We start from the raw sequence: 19,355 nt of genomic DNA on the forward strand, positions 1-19,355 counted from the left end.
TTTGCACCAGGTATTGGCTATTAACTTCTCTTCGCCATCATTCTTACAAGCTGGCCGAACTCATCTCTGTATTCATCCTTGGTCTCGATTGTTTTGTAATCGTCCATGATGCCTGTAAGTGTTGCTGTTCCCTTGTATTCGCTGTCTGAAAGGATCATTGCGAACTCAGCTACAATGCCTGCGAACTTTAAGTTTTCACTTCCGTTTTCATAGAAGTCCTTGTCGCCCACAACCACTGAGAAGAGCTGTGATTTGTCTGCCTCGGGCTCTTTGTAGCGAACGCTTACTGTTGCGTACTCATCGCTGTAAGCACTGTCTGAATCCTTCTTACGATTATCTTCTTTCTTATTATCTGAATCATTATCCTGGTACTTAAGCTTAATCTCGCTCTTTGCGCCTGCAGGAATGATCTCGTAAAGTGCTACTACGCTGTGTCCTGCGCCGATCTCGCCGCCGTCCTTGGTGTCATCGTTGAAATCTTCGTCGTTCATGAGTCTGTTTTCATAGCCGATAAGTCTGTAGGAATTAACTCTCTCGGGGTTGAACTCAACCTGGAGCTTAACGTCCTTGGCTACTGTTACAAGTGTTGATCCCATCTCATCGATGAGCACCTTCTTGCCCTCGAAAAGTGAATCGATGTATGAATAGTTTCCGTTACCGCAGTCTGCAAGTCTCTCAAGGTTGTCGTCCTTTAAGTTGCCGCTGCCAAAGCCGAGTACTGATAAAAAGATGCCCTTGTCTCTCTTCTGCTCAATGAGCTTCTCAAGATCGTCGGGATTTGAAACTCCTACGTTTAGGTCGCCGTCGGTGCACATGATGATTCTGTTGATGCCGCCTTTAATAAAGTTATTTTCAGCAATCTTGTAAGCTTTCTGAATGCCGGCTTCACCGTTTGTGCAACCGCTTGCCTGCATGCTGTCGATGGCATCTTTGATCTTTGATTTATTCTTCATGCTTGTTCCGGAAAGAAGTACTGCCTCCTGTCCTGAGTAGGTAACTATTGAGACGCAGCCCTTGTCGGGAAGTGTATCCACGAGCTCTGTGAGTGACTTCTGCAAAAGCGGAAGCTTATCGGGTTCATCCATTGAGCCGGATACGTCTACCAGGAATACCAGGTTACTGTCGGGTGCCTCAGAAAGGTCGATGTCTCTTGTCTTCATACCAACAAACATGAGCTCATGATCCTCGTTCCAAGGGCACTTAGCGATTTCTGTTGTGATGCCGAACTTCTCATCTCCCACAGGATTATTGAGGTCATAGGAAAAATAGTTTATGAACTCTTCCGGTCTAACCGCGCTGGGATTTATATCTGTCAGAGAATATCCATCCTCGATCATTCTTCTTACATTGGAGTAGGATGCTGTATCAACGTCTGCCGCAAAGGTTGAAAGCGGTTTTGCGGTAACAAGGTCATATCCGTTCTCTGCAGGTTTTTCATAGGATTCTGTGTTGTACTCCTGTACATAAGGATCGTAAATGTCGGTGCAATCCTCTGTTTCACACATCGCTGTTTCATATGAATTTTCAGCCCCTGCTGCACTCTTATCTGCTGTAGCTGCAGGTGCTTCGCAGGCCTCTTCCTCGTAATACTCAGTAGCAGCTGCCGGCTCTTCATAATACGTCTGGTCTGATGTCGACTCTGTAGTATAGGTTTCTTGTGCTGTGGTCGCCGTTTCATGTGTGCTTCCACCGCATCCGCATACAGAGCTTGCTGCGATAATGATGCTGAGAACAACTGATGCAACATTCATTTTTCTTCTCATAATTTTTCCCTCCGTTTTTAAAAATGTGTCAGATTTTTAAAAAATAACTTGTTTTTGCTGTTCTACTCTATATACAGATGGGATTCTAAAAATGTTGCAGATATTTCAAAAAAAATTTTTTATTTTTTTCCACAGAAAAAGCCGCCACATTTCTGCAGCGACTTTTCCCTGAAACTATTGAGGTTTATAAAAAGAATGAAGAAACTCAGTAGATACTAGCGGTACTTAACAGTGAATTAAATCCGCTGGGCCACAGATACCACTGTCCATCGGAAGGATCGCGGTAAACCTGAACTGTCAGGTTGTTCTTAAGGCAAGGATGGTTATCTGTGTGGAACAAAATCTGTTCAATCGAAAGCTCTACGCCGTAAATTGTGCTCTTCTGAGGTGCATAAGGAGATTCTTCCATAACAACGGTAATTGGCTGTTTGTGGTTGTAGTTGTAAGGCTTTGAGCCCTCAAAGAATGCCCACGGAAGCTTTTCCTTCTTATTATCATAACCGAAATAATATGTAAGGTTTCCGGCACCACCAACAGATGCTCTGGAAATGTGAGGTGAAACCAGAAGTTCATTCATCATTGCCTGACCTTCAGCGTCTCTGCCCTCTGAATAAGCTGTCATAGCTGCAAGTGCACATGCAACTGTGAGATACTTACCATCCTGTTTTCCATCAGCTTCACTTCCCTTACCGTTACTGCGGTCGATCTTCTTCATGTGCTTTGCTCTCTGAGGAAGGCCGTTGAAGGTGATTGTAGTCTGGTTAATCTCCTCATATACAGGCTTTCCGTTTCTTGTAGCTTCTCTTGTAACAGTCTTATATGAAATAGCGGGCTGTCTGATCACAACAGGATCAACGATTGTAAGATTGCAGGAAACAGAATACCCGGCTGCTGTTGCTGTGATAACTGCGCTTCCGTCATCAACGCTCTTTACAACGCCGCCTGAAACTGTTGCTATCGCTTCATTACTACTACTCCAGGTTACATTTGATGCACCGCTGACAGTAAGTGTAAGTGTCTGGCCATAGTTAATCGTTGCAGCAGTCTGGCTGATTGTGAACTGAGGAACAGATACTGTACATGATACTGAAGTTTTTCCTGCCGAAGCTGTGATAACTGCGCTTCCTACGCCTACAGCTGTTACAAGGCCGTTATTTACTGATGCAACCTGATCGTTACTGCTGCTCCACTTTACATTTGCTGCATTACCTGCATTTAACTGTAATGACTCTCCAAGGAAAACCTGAGCCATTGTCTCATTTATATTCATATCAGGTACCGTTACCTTTACAGAGTAATTTCCGGAGCTGCATTTTCCTGTAATTGTTGCGGTGCCGGGCTTATTAGCTGTAAGCACGCCTTTCTTTGTTACAGATACAACGTTCTTATTTGAGCTTTTGAAATTCTTTCCGCCCTTTACAGAGATTTTCTTAGTTGCTCCCGCTACAAGGGTTATTCCCTTAGCTTTCTTACTCTTAACCTTCTTTGCTTTTTTAGTCTTCTTTTTAGATTTCTTAGCTTTCTTCTTAGCCTCTGCGGTAATTGTTGCCTGAGGTCCGAAAACGCTTGCTGCCGGGCTTGCCGCCAGAATAAATGACAATAATATCGAGAATATAACTACTGAAATTCTTTTTTTCATCTGAAAATTCCCCCTTACTTCTTAATCTTTACGCCGGCATCCGTCTTCTTTTTAAGAAGCTTTGTGTAAGCCTTGAGTTTCTTCTTGGGTGTCTTGAATGTAGCGCCCTTCTTAATCTTCTTGAAGGCCTTAGCACCGATGCTCTTTACCTTGGCACCCTTGAAGGTGATCTTTTTAAGATTTGAGCACTTGAAGAATGCCTTCTTACCGATCTTGGTTATATTTGCACCGATTGTAACCTTCTTAAGTTTCTTACAGCCCTCAAAAGCACTGTCGCCGATTTCAGTAACCTCGCCTTCAACTGCAAGACTTGTGATCTCAGTATTCTTGAATGCCGAAGGTCCGATCTTGTTTACGGGATAATCCTTATCTCCGATCTTTACAGTTCCGGGAACCGTGAAGTCTCCGCTTACATCCTTTGTGGATTCAAGTGATGCATTTTCTCCGTCAACCTTGTAATGAGCGCCTTCAACATCAGCCTCTGTTACAGGTGCAGCATCCTCGACCTTCTTAGCCTCCTCTGTGAGCTTTCCTGCTTCGCCGGACTTGCCTTCTTCACCGGGCTTTGTTTCTTCGCCGGGTTCAATTATTGGCTTGCCATCCTTGTCGAGAGCAGGGATATCTTCGATGTCTATTGTCTGAGTCTTGAAAATTTTGTTTGTAAACTCTGCTGTATATGTAGTTGTTCCCTTCTTACCTATTGATGCCGGAGTTTTAACTTTTGATGAAACCAGTCCTTCTTCCTTTTCTACTTTTCCGCATTTATCTCTTTTACAGGTTCTTGACGCCGTACATGTCTTTCCATCTGCACTCCATTCATATACAGGATCCTCATAATCATGTCCAAGTCTCGGAATAGAATCTCTATTCCCTGTCCTTACATGTTCTCCGCATATAAGACAATCATGGTATTCCTGTTTATTACCTGCCCTTTCACATGATGCAGGAGCGCTTACTCTCCAATACGGCTCACCAAAAACGTGCGCATCTGTATCAGGAACATTTACCTGACTTGGAAATGCAGCAAAATATGAAGAACCATTATCAGATCCATCCGGCTCACCTTCGATTGTGAAATAAACAAAATAGTCTTTTCCATAAGTTTTATTCTTCAGATCGAAGGGAAGCTCGTATGTAATTTCTCCTTTAGCATTTTCATATTTCCCTAAATTCACATATTCATAGAGTTTTGTATTGGACATATCAGCAAGATATTTATCACCTAGTATCTGCTTGTTAGTGATAATAAGAGACATTCTGCTATAGTTGTTGTATTTGTAGTTTGCATCAACTTCATATGAAAACTTGATCTTACCTTGGCATCTTCCAATAGTCTTAGTTGTTATTTTACGTTTATCAGAATCATATTTATCTAACAGAGTAAGCTTATACATACCATGTGTTGAATCCGCCTGCCCAACTTTTGTAGAGAACAGTATTTTGTTTAAAGGTATGTTCATTGACGGAGTAAAGCCAATTACCTGGGTATTTTTTTTATCACTATAGACACTACCATTTGTATTAACATAGTACCCATAATCAGTGCCATACGTATCTCTTAACCACCAGTCTCTCTTGATCCCGTTATAGCTTTTTATCATAGCTTGTGAATTATTACCATAAAATTCATTAATATCACTTTTACTAAGCAAACAATAATCCCAGCCGTGATATCCATCATCAATCTCCTGTATCACTCTGGATTCCAAAGGAGAAAAATGTGCTTGTTCTACGCTGGCAGTCCTAAAATAATAATTTACATCATAAGTTGACCTATGGCTGTTCTCCCATACCGGCATCTTACAGTCGATTAACAGACAAGGCGTGGACACTGTAAACCCACTCTGACATTTCGTTTTGCTGAGAACGTTGAATAAAAGTTCCTCTCGTCCATCTGCCATGCCATACGTAATAACATTAAAATGTCCAGGCTCGATATTAGTAATCGAATTAGCCCCCAAGCTTGTATTAGCCGTTGTTTTCACCACCGCAGCCTCAGCTTTAATGGCCTCTCCTCCTACAGCCGGCACCATTGTTACACTCAGGGCACACGCCAGCACTGCCCCCAGGACTTTTCGTCCCATTTGCTTCATTAGTTTCTTTCTCTTCATTCTTTATAACCCCCTTTGTTGCTGTGAAATTTGTTTTCACGTTTCCGCGAGATTATTGTAAATATTTTTTAAAAATTCCACTACCGCCATTTGGGGGTAATTTTGTCAAAAAATTAAAAAAGAGGTAACGCAGATTGATACGTTTCTGCATTACCTCAGTTTCCCATAATCAAATATCCGATTTTCTATTTCTTATTCAAGTACTCCCGACACGCCTGTCCATTCGTAGGTCGGATCAGCTTCTTTAACGTATTCAAAGACCATCGCCATATTGGAATCATTTATTGTGATTATGCTTTTGCTGTCATAATCCGATTTAAAGTAGATCATCTTCTCCTGTCCTTGGTCAGTCGCAACATAGATGGTACCATCATCCCAGGAGAGATCGTAGTAGGTACCTATAAAGTTCGCATAGCCTTTTCCGTCAGGGCAAAGCATCATATCAAAAGCTACTCCTGCTTTCTTAAGCTGGTCAGCGGTGTAGGTCTTGCTATCCTCCTGAAAAGCCATAATCTCATAATACCCTGTATCGTTATGTTTTGCTGAAGACATATCCGGCAAATAGGAGGAATCCAGCATCTCATCCGTGAGCTGATCTATGGTTTTGTCATAATCACCATTATCGTAGGCCTGTTTTTCTTCGTCAGTCATGCGGACAAATATCATCTCGTCGCTCTCCTGAGCGATTGTAAGTTTACCGTCGGCAAAAGTATAGGGCACATCAGTATCGCTCACAGTATCATCATGCATGTGGAAATATTTCTCATCCCAGTCGAAATCCGTCATTTCACCCATCATGTTAATTTGGCCTGTTCCATCGGGATTAATGACAGCGAATATGCCGGATCCGATTGCAGCTAGTTGCTCAAGCTCAGCAGTTATATCCTCACCGTCCGTGGTCATGGATATTACCTTGTAGTAGCCGGCAAGAGTATTCTCATCCTGCTCGCTTTCCGAAGAAGCTGCTTCTTTATTATCAGTATTGTCTGTAGTCTCGGTTGTTTCCGGTATCTTGTCAGAAGTTGCCTTCAGTTTTCCCTCAGGAATGCTCGTAGTCTCTCCGGTATTACCAGTATCCGTGCCTTTCTTCGAGGAACCACATGCAACTATAGAAATTGACATAATAAGAACTATTGCAACGGCCAGAATTTTTCTCTTCATATTGCCCCCTTCATATCTGAATTGAAAATTTATGTTGCCACCTATTATTCTAGGAAAAAATCCCGCACACATCTACCCCCAAATGGAGGTAATTATTTCTTAGTAGAGATTTTTTATCATCGCAAAATTTCTTTTTATACTATAATTGATTGTTAGAAAAGATATGATCAGAGGATGAAATATGGTAAAAATAGACTTGATAACCGGTTTTCTTGGTTCCGGTAAAACTACCTTCATTAGGGAATATGCTAAATATCTGGTATCACAGGGTGAGCGCATATGTATCATTGAAAATGATTACGGCGCTGTAAATATAGACATGGTACTACTTCAGGATCTTTTTGGTGAAAACTGTAATCTTGAGATGATTGTCGGAGGCGACGGTCAGGAAGCTCATAGACGGAGATTTCGCACAAAACTGATATCCATGGGGATGAGCGGGTATACTAGAGTTATCATCGAACCCTCGGGAATTTACGACGTAGATGAATTCTTTGATGTACTCTATGATGAACCACTTGATCGCTGGTATGAGATAGGAAATGTAATATCTATAGTAGATGCTTCATCTGTGAGTTCACTTGAAGGAATGTCACGATATCTCTTCATGTCTGAAATTGCTCATGCAGGAAAAATAGTTGTAAGTAAGATTTCGGATGGTATGGATGTTCCCGAAGTTATTTCAAACGTTAATTCAATCATGTCCGAATTCGGACTTGGAAAAGAAAACTCCTGGTTTGATCCCTCCAAGGATTTTATTACAAAGCATTATGATGAGTTTACAGAGACTGACTTTAAATCTCTTGCAGGTTGTGGCTACAGACATGCCTCTTATGTAAAGCTTCCCCTTGAAGATAAGCAGTTCACTCCGCTCTTTTATTTTGATGTTGAAATATCCGAGGATAATCTGAGGAAAATCGCAGAATCACTTTTCAAAGATACTAATGCCGGAAAAGTTATCAGAATTAAAGGCTTTGTAAAGACCGGTGACAACTCGCAGATTGAATTTAATGCTACTGAAAACGAGATGAAGATTGCACCTGTTGTTTCAAGCAGGAATGTACTGATAATCATCGGTGAAGCATTAAATAAGGAATACATAAATTCGATTCTTAAGGATTACTGTAAAGTAGTATCGCTATAAAGCTATATCGTCAGGCTAATCAGACAAAAAAGGAATGTACTGTCATCAGCACATTCCTTTTTATATTTTGCTCATCAGATAATTATCATAATCCAAGAGGATCAAGGAAATCTCTTACTGCGTTCATATAACCTTCCTTGTCGTCGAGGACACCCTCAATGTGGGCACTGTTTGCATGATAAATGGTTTTTACAGAGCTTCCGACATTTTCATAAACCTCTTCAACCATATCGGGGAGGCATACCTCATCCTTATCGGATACGATTATCATGGTCGGCAGCTGATCCTTTGCCACTTCATTCACAGTATCTCCGTCATCGAAATCGACGTGGTTTACAACCTTCATGTATCCCTTAGTTACCGCGATAAGATAGTTAGTCATGGGTGAATACATTCCCTCGAGGCCGTCTCCGAACATAAGTCGCAACATGGATTCCATGCCGGGAACAGGGCTGTCACAGATAACCGCATCAGCTGCCTCTGGAGTTCCGGGTGTTACATTTGATGCATAGAGAGCGGTGGTCTGACCACCCATAGACTGTCCGTGAACAATAACTTTTTCTTTTCCAAGAGTCTCTCTTGCATATTTTACGAGTGCTCTCACATCGAGCTGTTCATGAATCCCGAAAGTAACCTTTTCATCAGGATTAGCTCCATGTCCTCTCTGGTCATAGGCAATTACGTCATAGCCACTCTCCAGATAAGGTTCAGCCAAGGGTGCATCGAATGTTCTGTCTCCGCCTGCACCGTGAACAAGAACTACCAGCTTATCACTTCCGTTATCATAATAAGTTCCGGGAACTTCATTCCCATCCTCTGCTATAGCGCTGATATCCACGCCAGTATACTTACTCCTGAAGCCCTCCAGGTCGTAGCCCCACTTTTCAAGCTGCTTCAAACTATTGCCTACAGTATCATTATCTTTGTTCTGATGTAAAATACGGTCTGCAATATAACCGCCCATTGCTACTGATCCGCCAACACAGAGTATTACGATAACAATCAGTATAATACTTAAGATTTTTGTGATTCGTTTTCTCATTTCCCCAAATTCTCCTTTTTTACACAGTGCTAATATCTTACCATAAAAAGGATGAAAATGGCAGAAAAAATTGGAGGCCTTTTACAGCCTCCAATCTTACAAATTCATTAGATTTTTGCGATGTCCACAAGCTCAAGAGTATCCTCTTTGTAGGTATCCTCAAGGCTTGTAACAAGCGCTTTAGCTGTATCGAGTGCGGTGATTACGTTAACGCCTGTCTCGATAGCGGTACGGCGAATCAGGAAGCCGTCTCTGCTCTTGTCTCGTCCCTGAGTGGGTGTGTCGATAACAAGGTCTATTCTGTGACCGAGAATAAGGTCGATGACCGTAGGTGATTCCTGGCTGATACGGTTAACCTTCCTTGCCTTTACGCCGTTCTCGTTAAGCGTGTCAGCCGTTGAGCGTGTTGCATAGATGATATAGCCAAGCTTTTCAAAGCGTCTTGCTATGTCGATAACCTCGCCCTTATCCGAATCCTTAACGGTGATTATCATCTGCTTATGCTTAGGAAGTTTTACTCCTGCTCCGATGAAGGCCTTGTAAAGAGCCTCACTGTATGACTTGCTTATACCAAGGCACTCACCTGTACTCTTCATCTCAGGTCCTAGGCTAATCTCAGCTCCTCTGATCTTCTCGAAGGAGAATACCGGCATCTTGATAGCGATATGCTCTGCCTCGGGCTGAAGTCCAGGTGTATAACCAAGCTCTGTGAGCTTTTTGCCCATCATTACCTGAGCTGCAAGATCAACAATCGGAATGCCCGTAACCTTACTGATGTAAGGAACGGTTCTTGAGGATCTGGGGTTCGCCTCGATGATGTAAACCTCATCTCCCACTGCGATGAACTGTACGTTTATGAGTCCGATTACATGGAGCGCTTTTGCAAGTCTCTCTGTGTAATCGGCGATGGTCTGCTTTACCTTGTCGGAAAGTGACTGTGCGGGATAAACCGAAATGGAGTCTCCGGAATGGATACCTGATCTCTCGATATGTTCCATAATTCCGGGGATAACAATATTCTCTCCGTCGCACACTGCGTCTACCTCAGTCTCAACGCCCTGCAGATACTTATCTACAAGTATCGGATGATCCTGAGCGATTCTGTTGATTATGTTAATAAACTCTTCGATTTCTTTATCAGAGAGCGCAATCTGCATTCCCTGTCCGCCAAGTACGTAGGAAGGGCGAACAAGTACGGGATAGCCAAGTCTGTTTGCTACCTCCTTAGCCTCCTCTGCTGTATAAACTGTCGCACCTTCAGCGCGCTTAATTCCAGTCTCCTCAAGGATTCTGTCAAAGATTTCTCTGTCCTCTGCTGCATCAACATCCTCAGCCTTGGTTCCGTAAATCTTGACACCCATTTTCATAAGATCCTGTGTGAGCTTGATTGCGGTCTGTCCACCGAACTGTACTACCGCTCCGTCGGGCTTTTCAAGTCTTACTATGTTCTCAACATCCTCGGGAGTGAGGGGCTCGAAGTAGAGCTTATCCGCTATATCAAAATCGGTTGAAACCGTCTCAGGGTTATTGTTGATGATAATGGTCTCATAACCTGCCTTTTCGAAAGCCCAGGTTGCATGAACAGAGCAATAGTCGAACTCGATACCCTGTCCGATTCTGATGGGACCTGAACCGAGAACAAGGATTTTCTTTTTGCCGCTTCCTTCGTCCTCTGCCTCATTTTCCTCATCTGCATCGCCGTAAACTGAGTAGTAATAAGGTGTCTCAGCTGCAAACTCCGCAGCACAGGTATCAACGAGCTTGTAGGCTGCCTTGATTCCATAGAAGTCCCTCAGAGCCTTAATTGTTTCAACTGAAAATCTTGTAAGTCTGCTTATTACCTTATCGGGATACTCAAGTTTCTTAGCCTTAAGAAGTGTATCCGCGCTTATGATTTTCTTAGCCTCCTCAAATTCGGGGACGTTCTCCTCGGAGGGCTTATGACGTGCTATTGTGCTCTTTTCACCAAGCCTCAGGAGCTTAAGCTCCATCTTGACAAGCTTGTGTATCTTATCAATGAACCAGAGATCAATCATAGTGATCTTATGAATCTCTTCATGGCTCATTCCACGGCGAAGCGCCTCTGCGATAACCCAGATTCTCTGGTCATCCACGATGGTGAGTCTGTCCTTTAATTCGTCATCGTCAAGCTCTGAAAAGTCATAGCTTGTAAGGCAGTCCACGTGCTGCTCAAGTGAGCGAATAGCCTTCATCATCGCACCCTCAAAGTTGGTGCAGATACTCATAACCTCACCGGTCGCCTTCATCTGGGTTGTGAGTGTACGTTTTGCCGTAATAAACTTATCGAAAGGAAGTCTGGGGAATTTAACTACGCAGTAGTCGAGTGTAGGCTCGAAGCTGGCGTAGGTCTTTCCAGTAATAGCGTTCTTAATTTCATCAAGTGTATAACCGAGGGCAATCTTAGCAGCAACCTTGGCAATCGGATAACCTGTTGCCTTGGAAGCCAGAGCCGATGAACGGCTTACACGGGGATTAACCTCAATTACGCAGTATTCAAAGCTAGTGGGATGAAGCGCAAACTGCACGTTACATCCACCGGTAATCTGAAGCTCATCTATGATATTGAGAGCTGCGCTTCTGAGCATCTGGTACTCTTTGTCGGTAAGTGTCTGTGAAGGCGCAACAACTATGCTGTCACCTGTGTGAACACCTACGGGATCAATGTTTTCCATGTTGCAGACGGTGATGCAGTTACCTGCGCCGTCACGCATAACCTCGTACTCAATCTCTTTCCAGCCTGCAATACAGCGCTCAACAAGAACCTCATTAGCTCTTGAAAGTCTGAGTCCGTTTTCAAGAATCTCCTCACACTCGATTCTGTTATGTGCAATTCCGCCGCCTGATCCGCCAAGTGTGAAAGCAGGTCTGAGAACCACCGGATATCCGATTTTCTCAGCAAAAGCCACACCGTCGTCGACGTTATGCACAACCAGTGAAGCTGCGCAGGGCTCGCCGATTTTCTCCATGGTATCCTTGAATTCCTGACGGTCCTCAGCTTTTTTGATAGTCTCAGCTGTTGTTCCAAGAAGCTTTACTCCGTGCTTTTCAAGGAAGCCTGACTCTGCAAGTTCCATTCCAAGATTAAGTCCTGCCTGTCCTCCAAGAGTAGGAAGAACGCTGTCGGGCTTTTCCTTTTCAATGATCTGCTCGAGAACCTTGACTGTGAGAGGCTCAATATAAACCTCATCCGCTATGTCTTTATCTGTCATGATGGTTGCAGGATTGGAGTTTACAAGGACAACCTCGATGCCCTCCTCCTTAAGGGAGCGGCAGGCCTGAGTTCCAGCATAGTCGAACTCCGCCGCCTGACCGATTACAATCGGTCCCGAACCTATAACCAAAACTTTTTTCACATCTAAATTTTTTGGCATTTTATATCCTTTCTCTAGTTCAACACCTCATCCGGCGCTTCGCGCCACCTTCCCCTCAAGGGGAAGGCTTTTATTTATTCTTCATCATGTTAATGAACCTATCGAATAAGTATCCGCTGTCCTGGGGTCCGCAGCAGGCCTCAGGGTGGAACTGGACTGTGAAGATGTTCTTTCCTACATACTTAAGTCCTTCATTTGTTCCGTCGTTTACATTCACAAAAGCAGGTACCGCAACGTTGCTGTCGAGTTTGTCGGTATCTACAACGTAGCCGTGGTTCTGGGATGATATATAAACTCTTCCGGTCTCCAGGTCCTTGACGGGGTGGTTACCACCTCGGTGACCGTACTTCATCTTATAGGTATCCGCTCCTGTTGCAAGTGCCATGAGCTGGTGTCCAAGACAGATTGCGAAAATCGGAACATCCGATGTATAGAGCTTTTTAATTTCCTCGATAACGCCTGTGCATTCCTTCGGATCGCCGGGGCCATTACTAAGCATTATGCCGTCCGGTTTTCCTTCAAGTATCTTCTCTGCCGATGTATCAAAGGGATATACAGTCACATCACAGCCTCTTGCAGCCAGGGATGCGGCGATATTGTCCTTCGCTCCGACATCCAGAAGTGCAACCTTAAGGCCTTTGCCGTTAAGCTCCTTAACAAGGCTGGGACGCTTTTCTCTCTTGGAAAGATCTCCCTTTAAGGATGCCTCATAGTCTTCCTTCTTAAATACCGCACTTCCGGAAAGCGGTCCGTTGTCAGAGAGTTCCTTACTTCCTGCAATGTTCTTTTCTTCCTTGCAGGAAACCTTCTCCACAACTTTTCCTGTGGTATATGCCTTGAGCCTGGGAATGATCTCATCAAGATTGTAATTCTCGTTAGTGGTTATCATTCCGTTCATTGTGCCCTTTTCACGAAGGATGCGAACGAGCTTGCGAGTATCTATTCTCTCTATTCCCGGAATGTCGTATTCTTCAAGAAATTCCTGGATTGTCATGTCGCATCGGAAATTGGATGCCACGTCAGAGAGCTCTCTGACTATAACTCCGTCCAGCCAGATGCGCTCGGATTCCATATCGTCCTTGCACACGCCGTAGTTTCCGATAAGCGGATAGGTCATGCAGACCGCCTGTCCCGCATAGGACGGATCAGTAAAGACCTCTGTATAGCCCGCCATGGAAGTATTAAATACGATTTCGCTTATTACTTCCTTTACCGCGCCTATGGCATGGCCCTTGAAAACTGTGCCATCCTCTAAGATCAAAAATGCTTTCATTCGCTCCTCCTATATATCTATTATCCGAAGTACTTCACGCCACTCTCAAATATCTTCATGTCCTGCTCGCCGAAGATGTTAACAGCTACGCCGTCTCCTCTTCTCTCTGAGTGGCACATCTTTCCAAGGCATCTGCCATCGGGTGATGTGATACCCTCAACTGCCATGTAGGAACCGTTGATGTTCCAGAGATTGTCGAGATGTACCTGACCCTCGGGATCGCAGTACTGTGTAACAACCTGGCCGTTCTCGAAGAGCTTCTTAAGGGCATCTGCGGGTGCTACAAATCTTCCTTCACCGTGGGATGCGGGATTTACATAAACTCCGCCGAGTTCAGCGCCCTGCATCCAGGGTGACTTGTTGCTGACAACCTTGAGGTACGCCATGGTTGAGATATGACGTCCGATTGTGTTGAAGGTAAGTGTCGGGCTCTCAGGGTTCTGTCCTGTAATCTGTCCGTTGGGAACAAGGCCAAGCTTGATCATAGCCTGGAATCCGTTACAGATACCAAGTGCAAGACCGTCTCTCTTCTGAAGGAGGTCGTTAACTGCCTCTTTGATGCTCTCATTCTGGAAAGCTGTTGCAAAGAACTTGGCACTTCCGTCAGGCTCATCACCTGCTGAGAATCCGCCGGGGAACATGATGATCTGTGCCTGTTCGATTGCCTTCTTAAATTCAGCAACAGACTCTACGATATCCTCCGCATTTCTGTTTCTGAAGATTTTTACTATGGTGTCAGCACCTGCTCTCTCGAAGGCCTGAGCAGAGTCGTACTCACAGTTACTTCCGGGGAATACCGGGATGAAAACTGTGGGCTTTGCTGTCTTGTTTTTGCAAACATATATATCAGAAGTCTTATATTCTTTTGTAAGCGCGCCATCATCGAAGATGCTCTTCTTATCTGCGCTTTCGGTATCCTCCTCGGAAATGGGTGCTACTGAAGGGAATACCTTTTCAAGCTTGTTCTTCCAGTTTTCAAGAGCCTCTTCTTCGGAAATCTCAACGTTTCCGATAGTGAACTTCTTATCATCGGTAACAACACCGATTTCTCTTGCTTCTCTGAGCGCGAGTACTTCTCCGGCCTTGTCTGCTGGAACTTCCACCAGGATGTTTCCGATTCTGTTTGTGAAAAGATCCTCATTTTTCACACAGCCCGCGATCTTCACACCGAATCCGTTACCGAACGCCATGCGGCTTATAGCTGCTGCTACGCCGTAGGAATCAATTGCATAAGCTGCGGAAACATACCCCTTCTGCATAAGGTCGTGTATCTCATCGTATCTGGCCATAACCTTTTCATAATCAGGAAGGCCGTACTCATCCCTGTCTATCGGAAGCTCGATGAGCATATCTCCGGCTTTCTTAAGCTCGGGAGTAATGACATCACTCTGCTTTGCAACGTCCACTGCGAAAGATACAAGAGTCGGAGGAACGTTGATCTCACCGGATGCTCTCTTTTCATCACCCTCATAGAAGAAGGATCCTGACATTGAATCCTTACCGCCGATTGATGCGATACCGAATCTGAGCTGTGCCTCAAAGGATCCGAGAAGGGCTGTGAGCGGCTGACTCCATCTGGTCTTGTCAGCTGTCATTCTCTGGAAGTACTCCTGGAAGGTGAGATGAAGCTTTTTATAATCACCGCCTGTTGCTACGATTCTGGCAACAGACTCTGTTACTGCATAAGCTGCACCGTGGTACGGACTCCATGAAGAGAGGTAAGGATCGAAGCCGTAAGCCATCATTGTTACGGTATCCGTTTTTCCCCCGAGAACAGGGAGCTTAGCTACCATGGACTGAGTCTCTGTCAGCTGGTATTTTCCTCCGTAAGGCATGGTCACTGTGCCTGCGCCGATTGAAGAGTCGAACATCTCAACGAGGCCCTTCTGCGAGCAGACATTGAGGTCTTCCATCTCTGAAAGCCATGCTGTTTTTACATCGTTATTCTTAAGTGCTTCGCCTGCAGCTTTGCACGCATACTTATCAAAATAGTTATCTTCAGCTACAGGAATCTGAACCTCAACCTCAGTCTCCTGATGAGCGCCGTTGGTATCAAGGAATGAACGCTTGATGTCTACAATCTTCTTGCCTCTCCACTTAAGGACAAGTCTGGGCTCCTCAGTAACAACCGCAACCTTAACTGCCTCGAGGTTTTCCTCTGCAGCATACTCAAGGAACTTATCTACCTGAGAAGGATCCACAACTACTGCCATTCTCTCCTGTGACTCGGAGATCGCAAGTTCTGTTCCGTCAAGACCTGCATACTTCTTCGGAACCTTGTCGAGATCTACGTCAAGACCGTCTGCAAGCTCGCCGATTGCAACGGATACACCGCCGGCACCAAAGTCGTTACATTTTTTAATAAGCTCTGAAACCTCGGGTCTTCTGAAAAGTCTCTGAAGTTTACGCTCTGTAGGTGCGTTACCCTTCTGAACCTCAGCGCCGCAGGTAAGGATTGAATCAGCTGTGTGAGCTTTGGATGAACCTGTTGCACCGCCGCAGCCGTCGCGTCCTGTTCTACCGCCAAGAAGCACGATGATGTCTCCGGGATCGGATGACTCACGGATAACGTGCTCCTGGGGAGCAGCGCCCATAACAGCACCGATTTCCATTCTCTTTGCAGCGTAGTCAGGATGGTAAACTTCCTTTACATAGCCTGTTGCGAGTCCAATCTGGTTACCATAGCTTGAATACCCTGAAGCAGCACCGCGAACAAGCTTCTTCTGTGAAAGCTTTCCTTTAAGTGTGTCAGCAACCGGAACCGTAGGATCAGCCGCACCGGTTACACGCATTGCCTGATATACATAACCTCTTCCTGAGAGCGGATCTCTGATAGCGCCGCCAAGACATGTGGCAGCACCACCGAAGGGCTCAATCTCTGTAGGATGGTTGTGCGTCTCATTTTTGAAAAATACGAGCCAGTTTTCTTTTACAGGGCCGTTACCGTAGTCAACATCTACAGGAACAACAACTGTACATGCGTTATTCTCTTCAGACTCTTCCATGTCTGTTAGCTTTCCGTCTTTCTTAAGTTTCTTCATTCCCATAAGGGCGATGTCCATAAGGGAGATGAATTTCTCCTCGCGCTTTTTAGGATCAGCGTAAACGTCTTCTCTCGCGCTAAGATATTTATCATATGAAGCTTTGATAGGCGCAGCATAGAAGCCATCACCAAAGCTTACGTTTTTGAGCTCTGTGCCGAAGGTTGTATGACGGCAATGATCTGACCAGTATGTATCAAGAACGCGGATCTCTGTCATTGAGGGATCGCGCTTCTCATCATCGTGGAAGTACTGCTGAATCCACTTGAAATCATTGAAAGTCATAGCAAGACCGAAGGACTCGTAGAGCTTTTTAAGCTCATCCTCTGCCATATCCTTAAATCCATCAAGGATCTTAACGTCCTCAGGCTCTTCAAAATTATCCACAAGAGTCTCGGGCTTTTCTTCATCAGCAATTCTTGAATCAACGGGGTTCATTACATACTCTTCTATTTTGGAAAGTTCCTCATCAGTAATGTCTCCCATCAGCATATAGGTCACAGCTGTACGGATAACAGGCTCCTCGTCACCCTTAATAAAACGTACACACTGAACTGCTGAGTCAGCTCTCTGATCAAACTGTCCGGGAAGCGCCTCAACGCTGAACACTTTTGCTCCTTCCGGGATCTCGATCTTTTCATGATAAAGGATATCAACCGGGGGCTCTGAAAAAACTGTAGTACAGGCTTTTTCAAATACCTCATCCGAAATGTTCTCCACATCGTAACGGATGAACTCCCTTACCTTGGATACACTCTTAATACCGAGATAGCTCTTGATCTCCTTACGGAGTTCCTTAGCTTTTCCGGCATAGGGTGCTTTCTTTTCCACATAGACTCTTCTGACTTGGCTCATAAATCTCCTCCTGATAGTTTATAAATGTCATCCCCTCATCCGTCAGCTTCGCTGACACCTTCCCCCCAGGGGGAAGGCCCGAACAAGAAGACTATTTTTATATCAAAAAATCAGTGTCGAAAAACACTGATTAATTATCTGCGGGCACTAAGCCCTCCAATATATATAACAATTCGCGGTCAACCGCGGACTCGCTAACACCAATAGTTTTAGCGGATACTTTAAGACCCTCAACCACATACATAAGGTTGCGGGCACATCCATACGGATCAGCACAGAAAAACTCGCCTGAACGTATTCCGTTTTCAATTAAAGCCTGAACAATCTGAACTCCGGTATCGAACTGTTTACGAAGCGGATTGTCAGAGGCGGGAATATCCCTGTTTGCAAAATATTCATAAGTGGCAATAACAAGGCTGTTCTTCTTTCGAAGAATTTCCTTTTTCTGCTCTTTCAAGAAAAGAGCCAGCATATCGCCGGCAGTAGCGTCATTATTCAACGCTTTTGAAATAGCTTCCTCATCCTCATCCGCTGTCTCTTCAGACAATACGGCAAGGAAGATTTCTTCAGTGGACGAGAAATAGAGATAAAGCCCTCCACGACTGATGTCACAAGCTTCTACGACATCCTTCATGGTGACATTTTTAAATCCCTTTTCCGCGAATACTTCGCGGGCTTTTTCCAGAATGTATTTTCTTTTCTGAGCAGATTTCTCACCCATTAGTAAAACTCCTGAAATCAAAAGTTAGTTCATAATCTTCTTAATACGACATTGTACCCCAGAAGTGTATGAGATCATCCATCTTGTAAACAACAGCATAGAGGACTCCGGTATAAACACCCTCGGCCCACACGGTTCCCTTGGTCTGACCCTCAAGAATGTATCTTGAGAGAATTCCTGCAAGGTCATCCATGTCTGTGATCTCAGCATCTTCTATAAATAGAAGTTCATCCTTATATGTATGGAGATGATTTCTTGTATAGACATATGTATAGTTGCGATTCATCATCTTCGTCTGCTGTGCCTGTTTTACAAAGCTCAGAAGATTTGAATCATAGACAGGAAACGGCATTGATTTGGATAATTCGCTGTTGGAGTAACTCTCTGCAACCTGCTGCTTGGTATGCTCCTTAAGCCATGTTATGTAAGGTGCAAGGCTCGCAACATCATCCTTATATCTTGAAATGATATCTTCTACGCTGTTCTCGCCGTCTTTTCCTTCAAACATATCTCTGCCCCCTCGGATTCAATATATTAAGAAAATTTATCTCAATGAATTATAACATAAGAAAGAAAAAAATATATATGGAAATTTGTTCAAAGAATAGTTTTGCTGTATACTTGTTCCTAACCAATTTTCACAGATAGAAAAAGGAATATAAAATATGAAATATTTTCTTCTATATATAAAGCAGACGCTGCGCTTTGTTTTAAAGCCCCTTTCGTTTCTGCCTGCAATTGTAATGATGTGCCTGATTTTTAATTTTTCTGACCAAAATGCCGATGCAAGCTCAGCTCTTAGCTACAAAGTCGGGGTTGAGGTTTTGAACGTAACCAATGATGTTCTAGATAAGGGATGGACTGATGCCCATATTTCAGAGCTAAGTACCACATATCAGTATTATATAAGGAAGCTTGCTCATTTTTCGGAATATATGCTTCTTGCTATTACGGTTGCTTTTCCGCTCTATGTCTATGGGCTTAGGGGATTTCCACTTGTTATTATTGCCGGTGCAATATGCGTAGGCTATGCCTGCCTCGATGAATACCACCAGTCATTCATCGCCGGCCGCTCCCCTCAGAAGAAGGACATCATTATCGACAGTTGCGGCGTGCTTGCCGGAGTCATAATTACAAGAATTGTCGGCTGGACAGGGCGTATGACCATTTTCAGGCCACTGTCGAACCACAAGGAAGTCAGGGAGTAAAAACA

At 44.2% G+C, this 19,355-nt stretch carries 12 protein-coding genes; 2 read left to right on the forward strand and 10 right to left on the reverse strand.

The features are described 5' to 3' along the window. Positions 1-20: 20 nt before the first annotated feature. The 4 genes from BLR42_RS00070 to BLR42_RS00085 all read right to left on the reverse strand — a co-directional run bounded on the left by BLR42_RS00070 (position 21) and on the right by BLR42_RS00085 (position 6,674). On the reverse strand, positions 21-1,763 hold the full coding sequence (locus tag BLR42_RS00070; RefSeq protein WP_091865444.1) for a vWA domain-containing protein: 1,743 nt from the start codon (positions 1,761-1,763) through the stop codon (positions 21-23). 205 nt (positions 1,764-1,968) lie between these two features. After that, the gene (locus BLR42_RS00075) at positions 1,969-3,402 is read right to left on the reverse strand and encodes an Ig-like domain-containing protein (RefSeq protein WP_091865448.1); all 1,434 of its coding nucleotides are present in this window, start codon (positions 3,400-3,402) and stop codon (positions 1,969-1,971) included. A 14-nt stretch (positions 3,403-3,416) separates the two neighbouring features. After that, positions 3,417-5,513, reverse strand: coding sequence for a leucine-rich repeat domain-containing protein (locus BLR42_RS00080; protein WP_091865451.1), 2,097 nt, complete (start codon positions 5,511-5,513; stop codon positions 3,417-3,419). Positions 5,514-5,705: 192 nt separating this feature from the next. After that, a complete protein-coding gene (locus BLR42_RS00085; RefSeq protein WP_139165073.1) occupies positions 5,706-6,674 on the reverse strand; it encodes a hypothetical protein in 969 nt (322 codons plus the stop codon). A 181-nt stretch (positions 6,675-6,855) separates the two neighbouring features. Between BLR42_RS00085 and BLR42_RS00090 the strand changes: the two genes are divergently transcribed. After that, positions 6,856-7,818, forward strand: a complete 963-nt coding sequence (locus BLR42_RS00090) for a GTP-binding protein (RefSeq protein ID WP_091865457.1) — start codon at positions 6,856-6,858, stop codon at positions 7,816-7,818. Between the two features lie 85 nt (positions 7,819-7,903). On the opposite strand, the gene BLR42_RS00095 is transcribed toward BLR42_RS00090, so the two are convergent. The 6 genes from BLR42_RS00095 to BLR42_RS00120 all read right to left on the reverse strand — a co-directional run bounded on the left by BLR42_RS00095 (position 7,904) and on the right by BLR42_RS00120 (position 18,650). Beyond that, on the reverse strand, positions 7,904-8,860 hold the full coding sequence (locus tag BLR42_RS00095) for an alpha/beta hydrolase (RefSeq protein WP_091865460.1): 957 nt from the start codon (positions 8,858-8,860) through the stop codon (positions 7,904-7,906). Between the two features lie 107 nt (positions 8,861-8,967). Further along, the gene (gene carB / locus BLR42_RS00100) at positions 8,968-12,252 is read right to left on the reverse strand and encodes a carbamoyl-phosphate synthase large subunit (RefSeq protein WP_091865464.1); all 3,285 of its coding nucleotides are present in this window, start codon (positions 12,250-12,252) and stop codon (positions 8,968-8,970) included. Between the two features lie 70 nt (positions 12,253-12,322). Then, positions 12,323-13,525: a carbamoyl phosphate synthase small subunit gene (locus tag BLR42_RS00105; protein ID WP_091865467.1), complete on the reverse strand. Its 1,203-nt coding sequence runs from the start codon at positions 13,523-13,525 to the stop codon at positions 12,323-12,325. Between the two features lie 20 nt (positions 13,526-13,545). After that, entirely contained in the window at positions 13,546-17,421 is a 3,876-nt protein-coding gene (locus BLR42_RS00110) for a phosphoribosylformylglycinamidine synthase (protein ID WP_091865469.1), read from the reverse strand. Positions 17,422-17,551: 130 nt separating this feature from the next. Next, positions 17,552-18,142: a TetR/AcrR family transcriptional regulator gene (locus tag BLR42_RS00115; protein ID WP_022760587.1), complete on the reverse strand. Its 591-nt coding sequence runs from the start codon at positions 18,140-18,142 to the stop codon at positions 17,552-17,554. Between the two features lie 40 nt (positions 18,143-18,182). Beyond that, the gene (locus BLR42_RS00120; protein ID WP_026497717.1) at positions 18,183-18,650 is read right to left on the reverse strand and encodes a hypothetical protein; all 468 of its coding nucleotides are present in this window, start codon (positions 18,648-18,650) and stop codon (positions 18,183-18,185) included. Positions 18,651-18,807: 157 nt separating this feature from the next. Here BLR42_RS00120 and BLR42_RS00125 point away from each other — a divergent pair, with 157 nt between their 5' ends. Continuing rightward, positions 18,808-19,350 carry a VanZ family protein gene (locus BLR42_RS00125; protein ID WP_022760585.1) on the forward strand — a complete coding sequence of 181 codons (543 nt, stop codon included), beginning with the start codon at positions 18,808-18,810 and terminating at the stop codon, positions 19,348-19,350. Positions 19,351-19,355 lie beyond the last annotated feature (5 nt).

It is taken from the genome of Butyrivibrio sp. INlla16 (genome assembly GCF_900104155.1).
Lineage (GTDB): Bacteria > Bacillota > Clostridia > Lachnospirales > Lachnospiraceae > Butyrivibrio.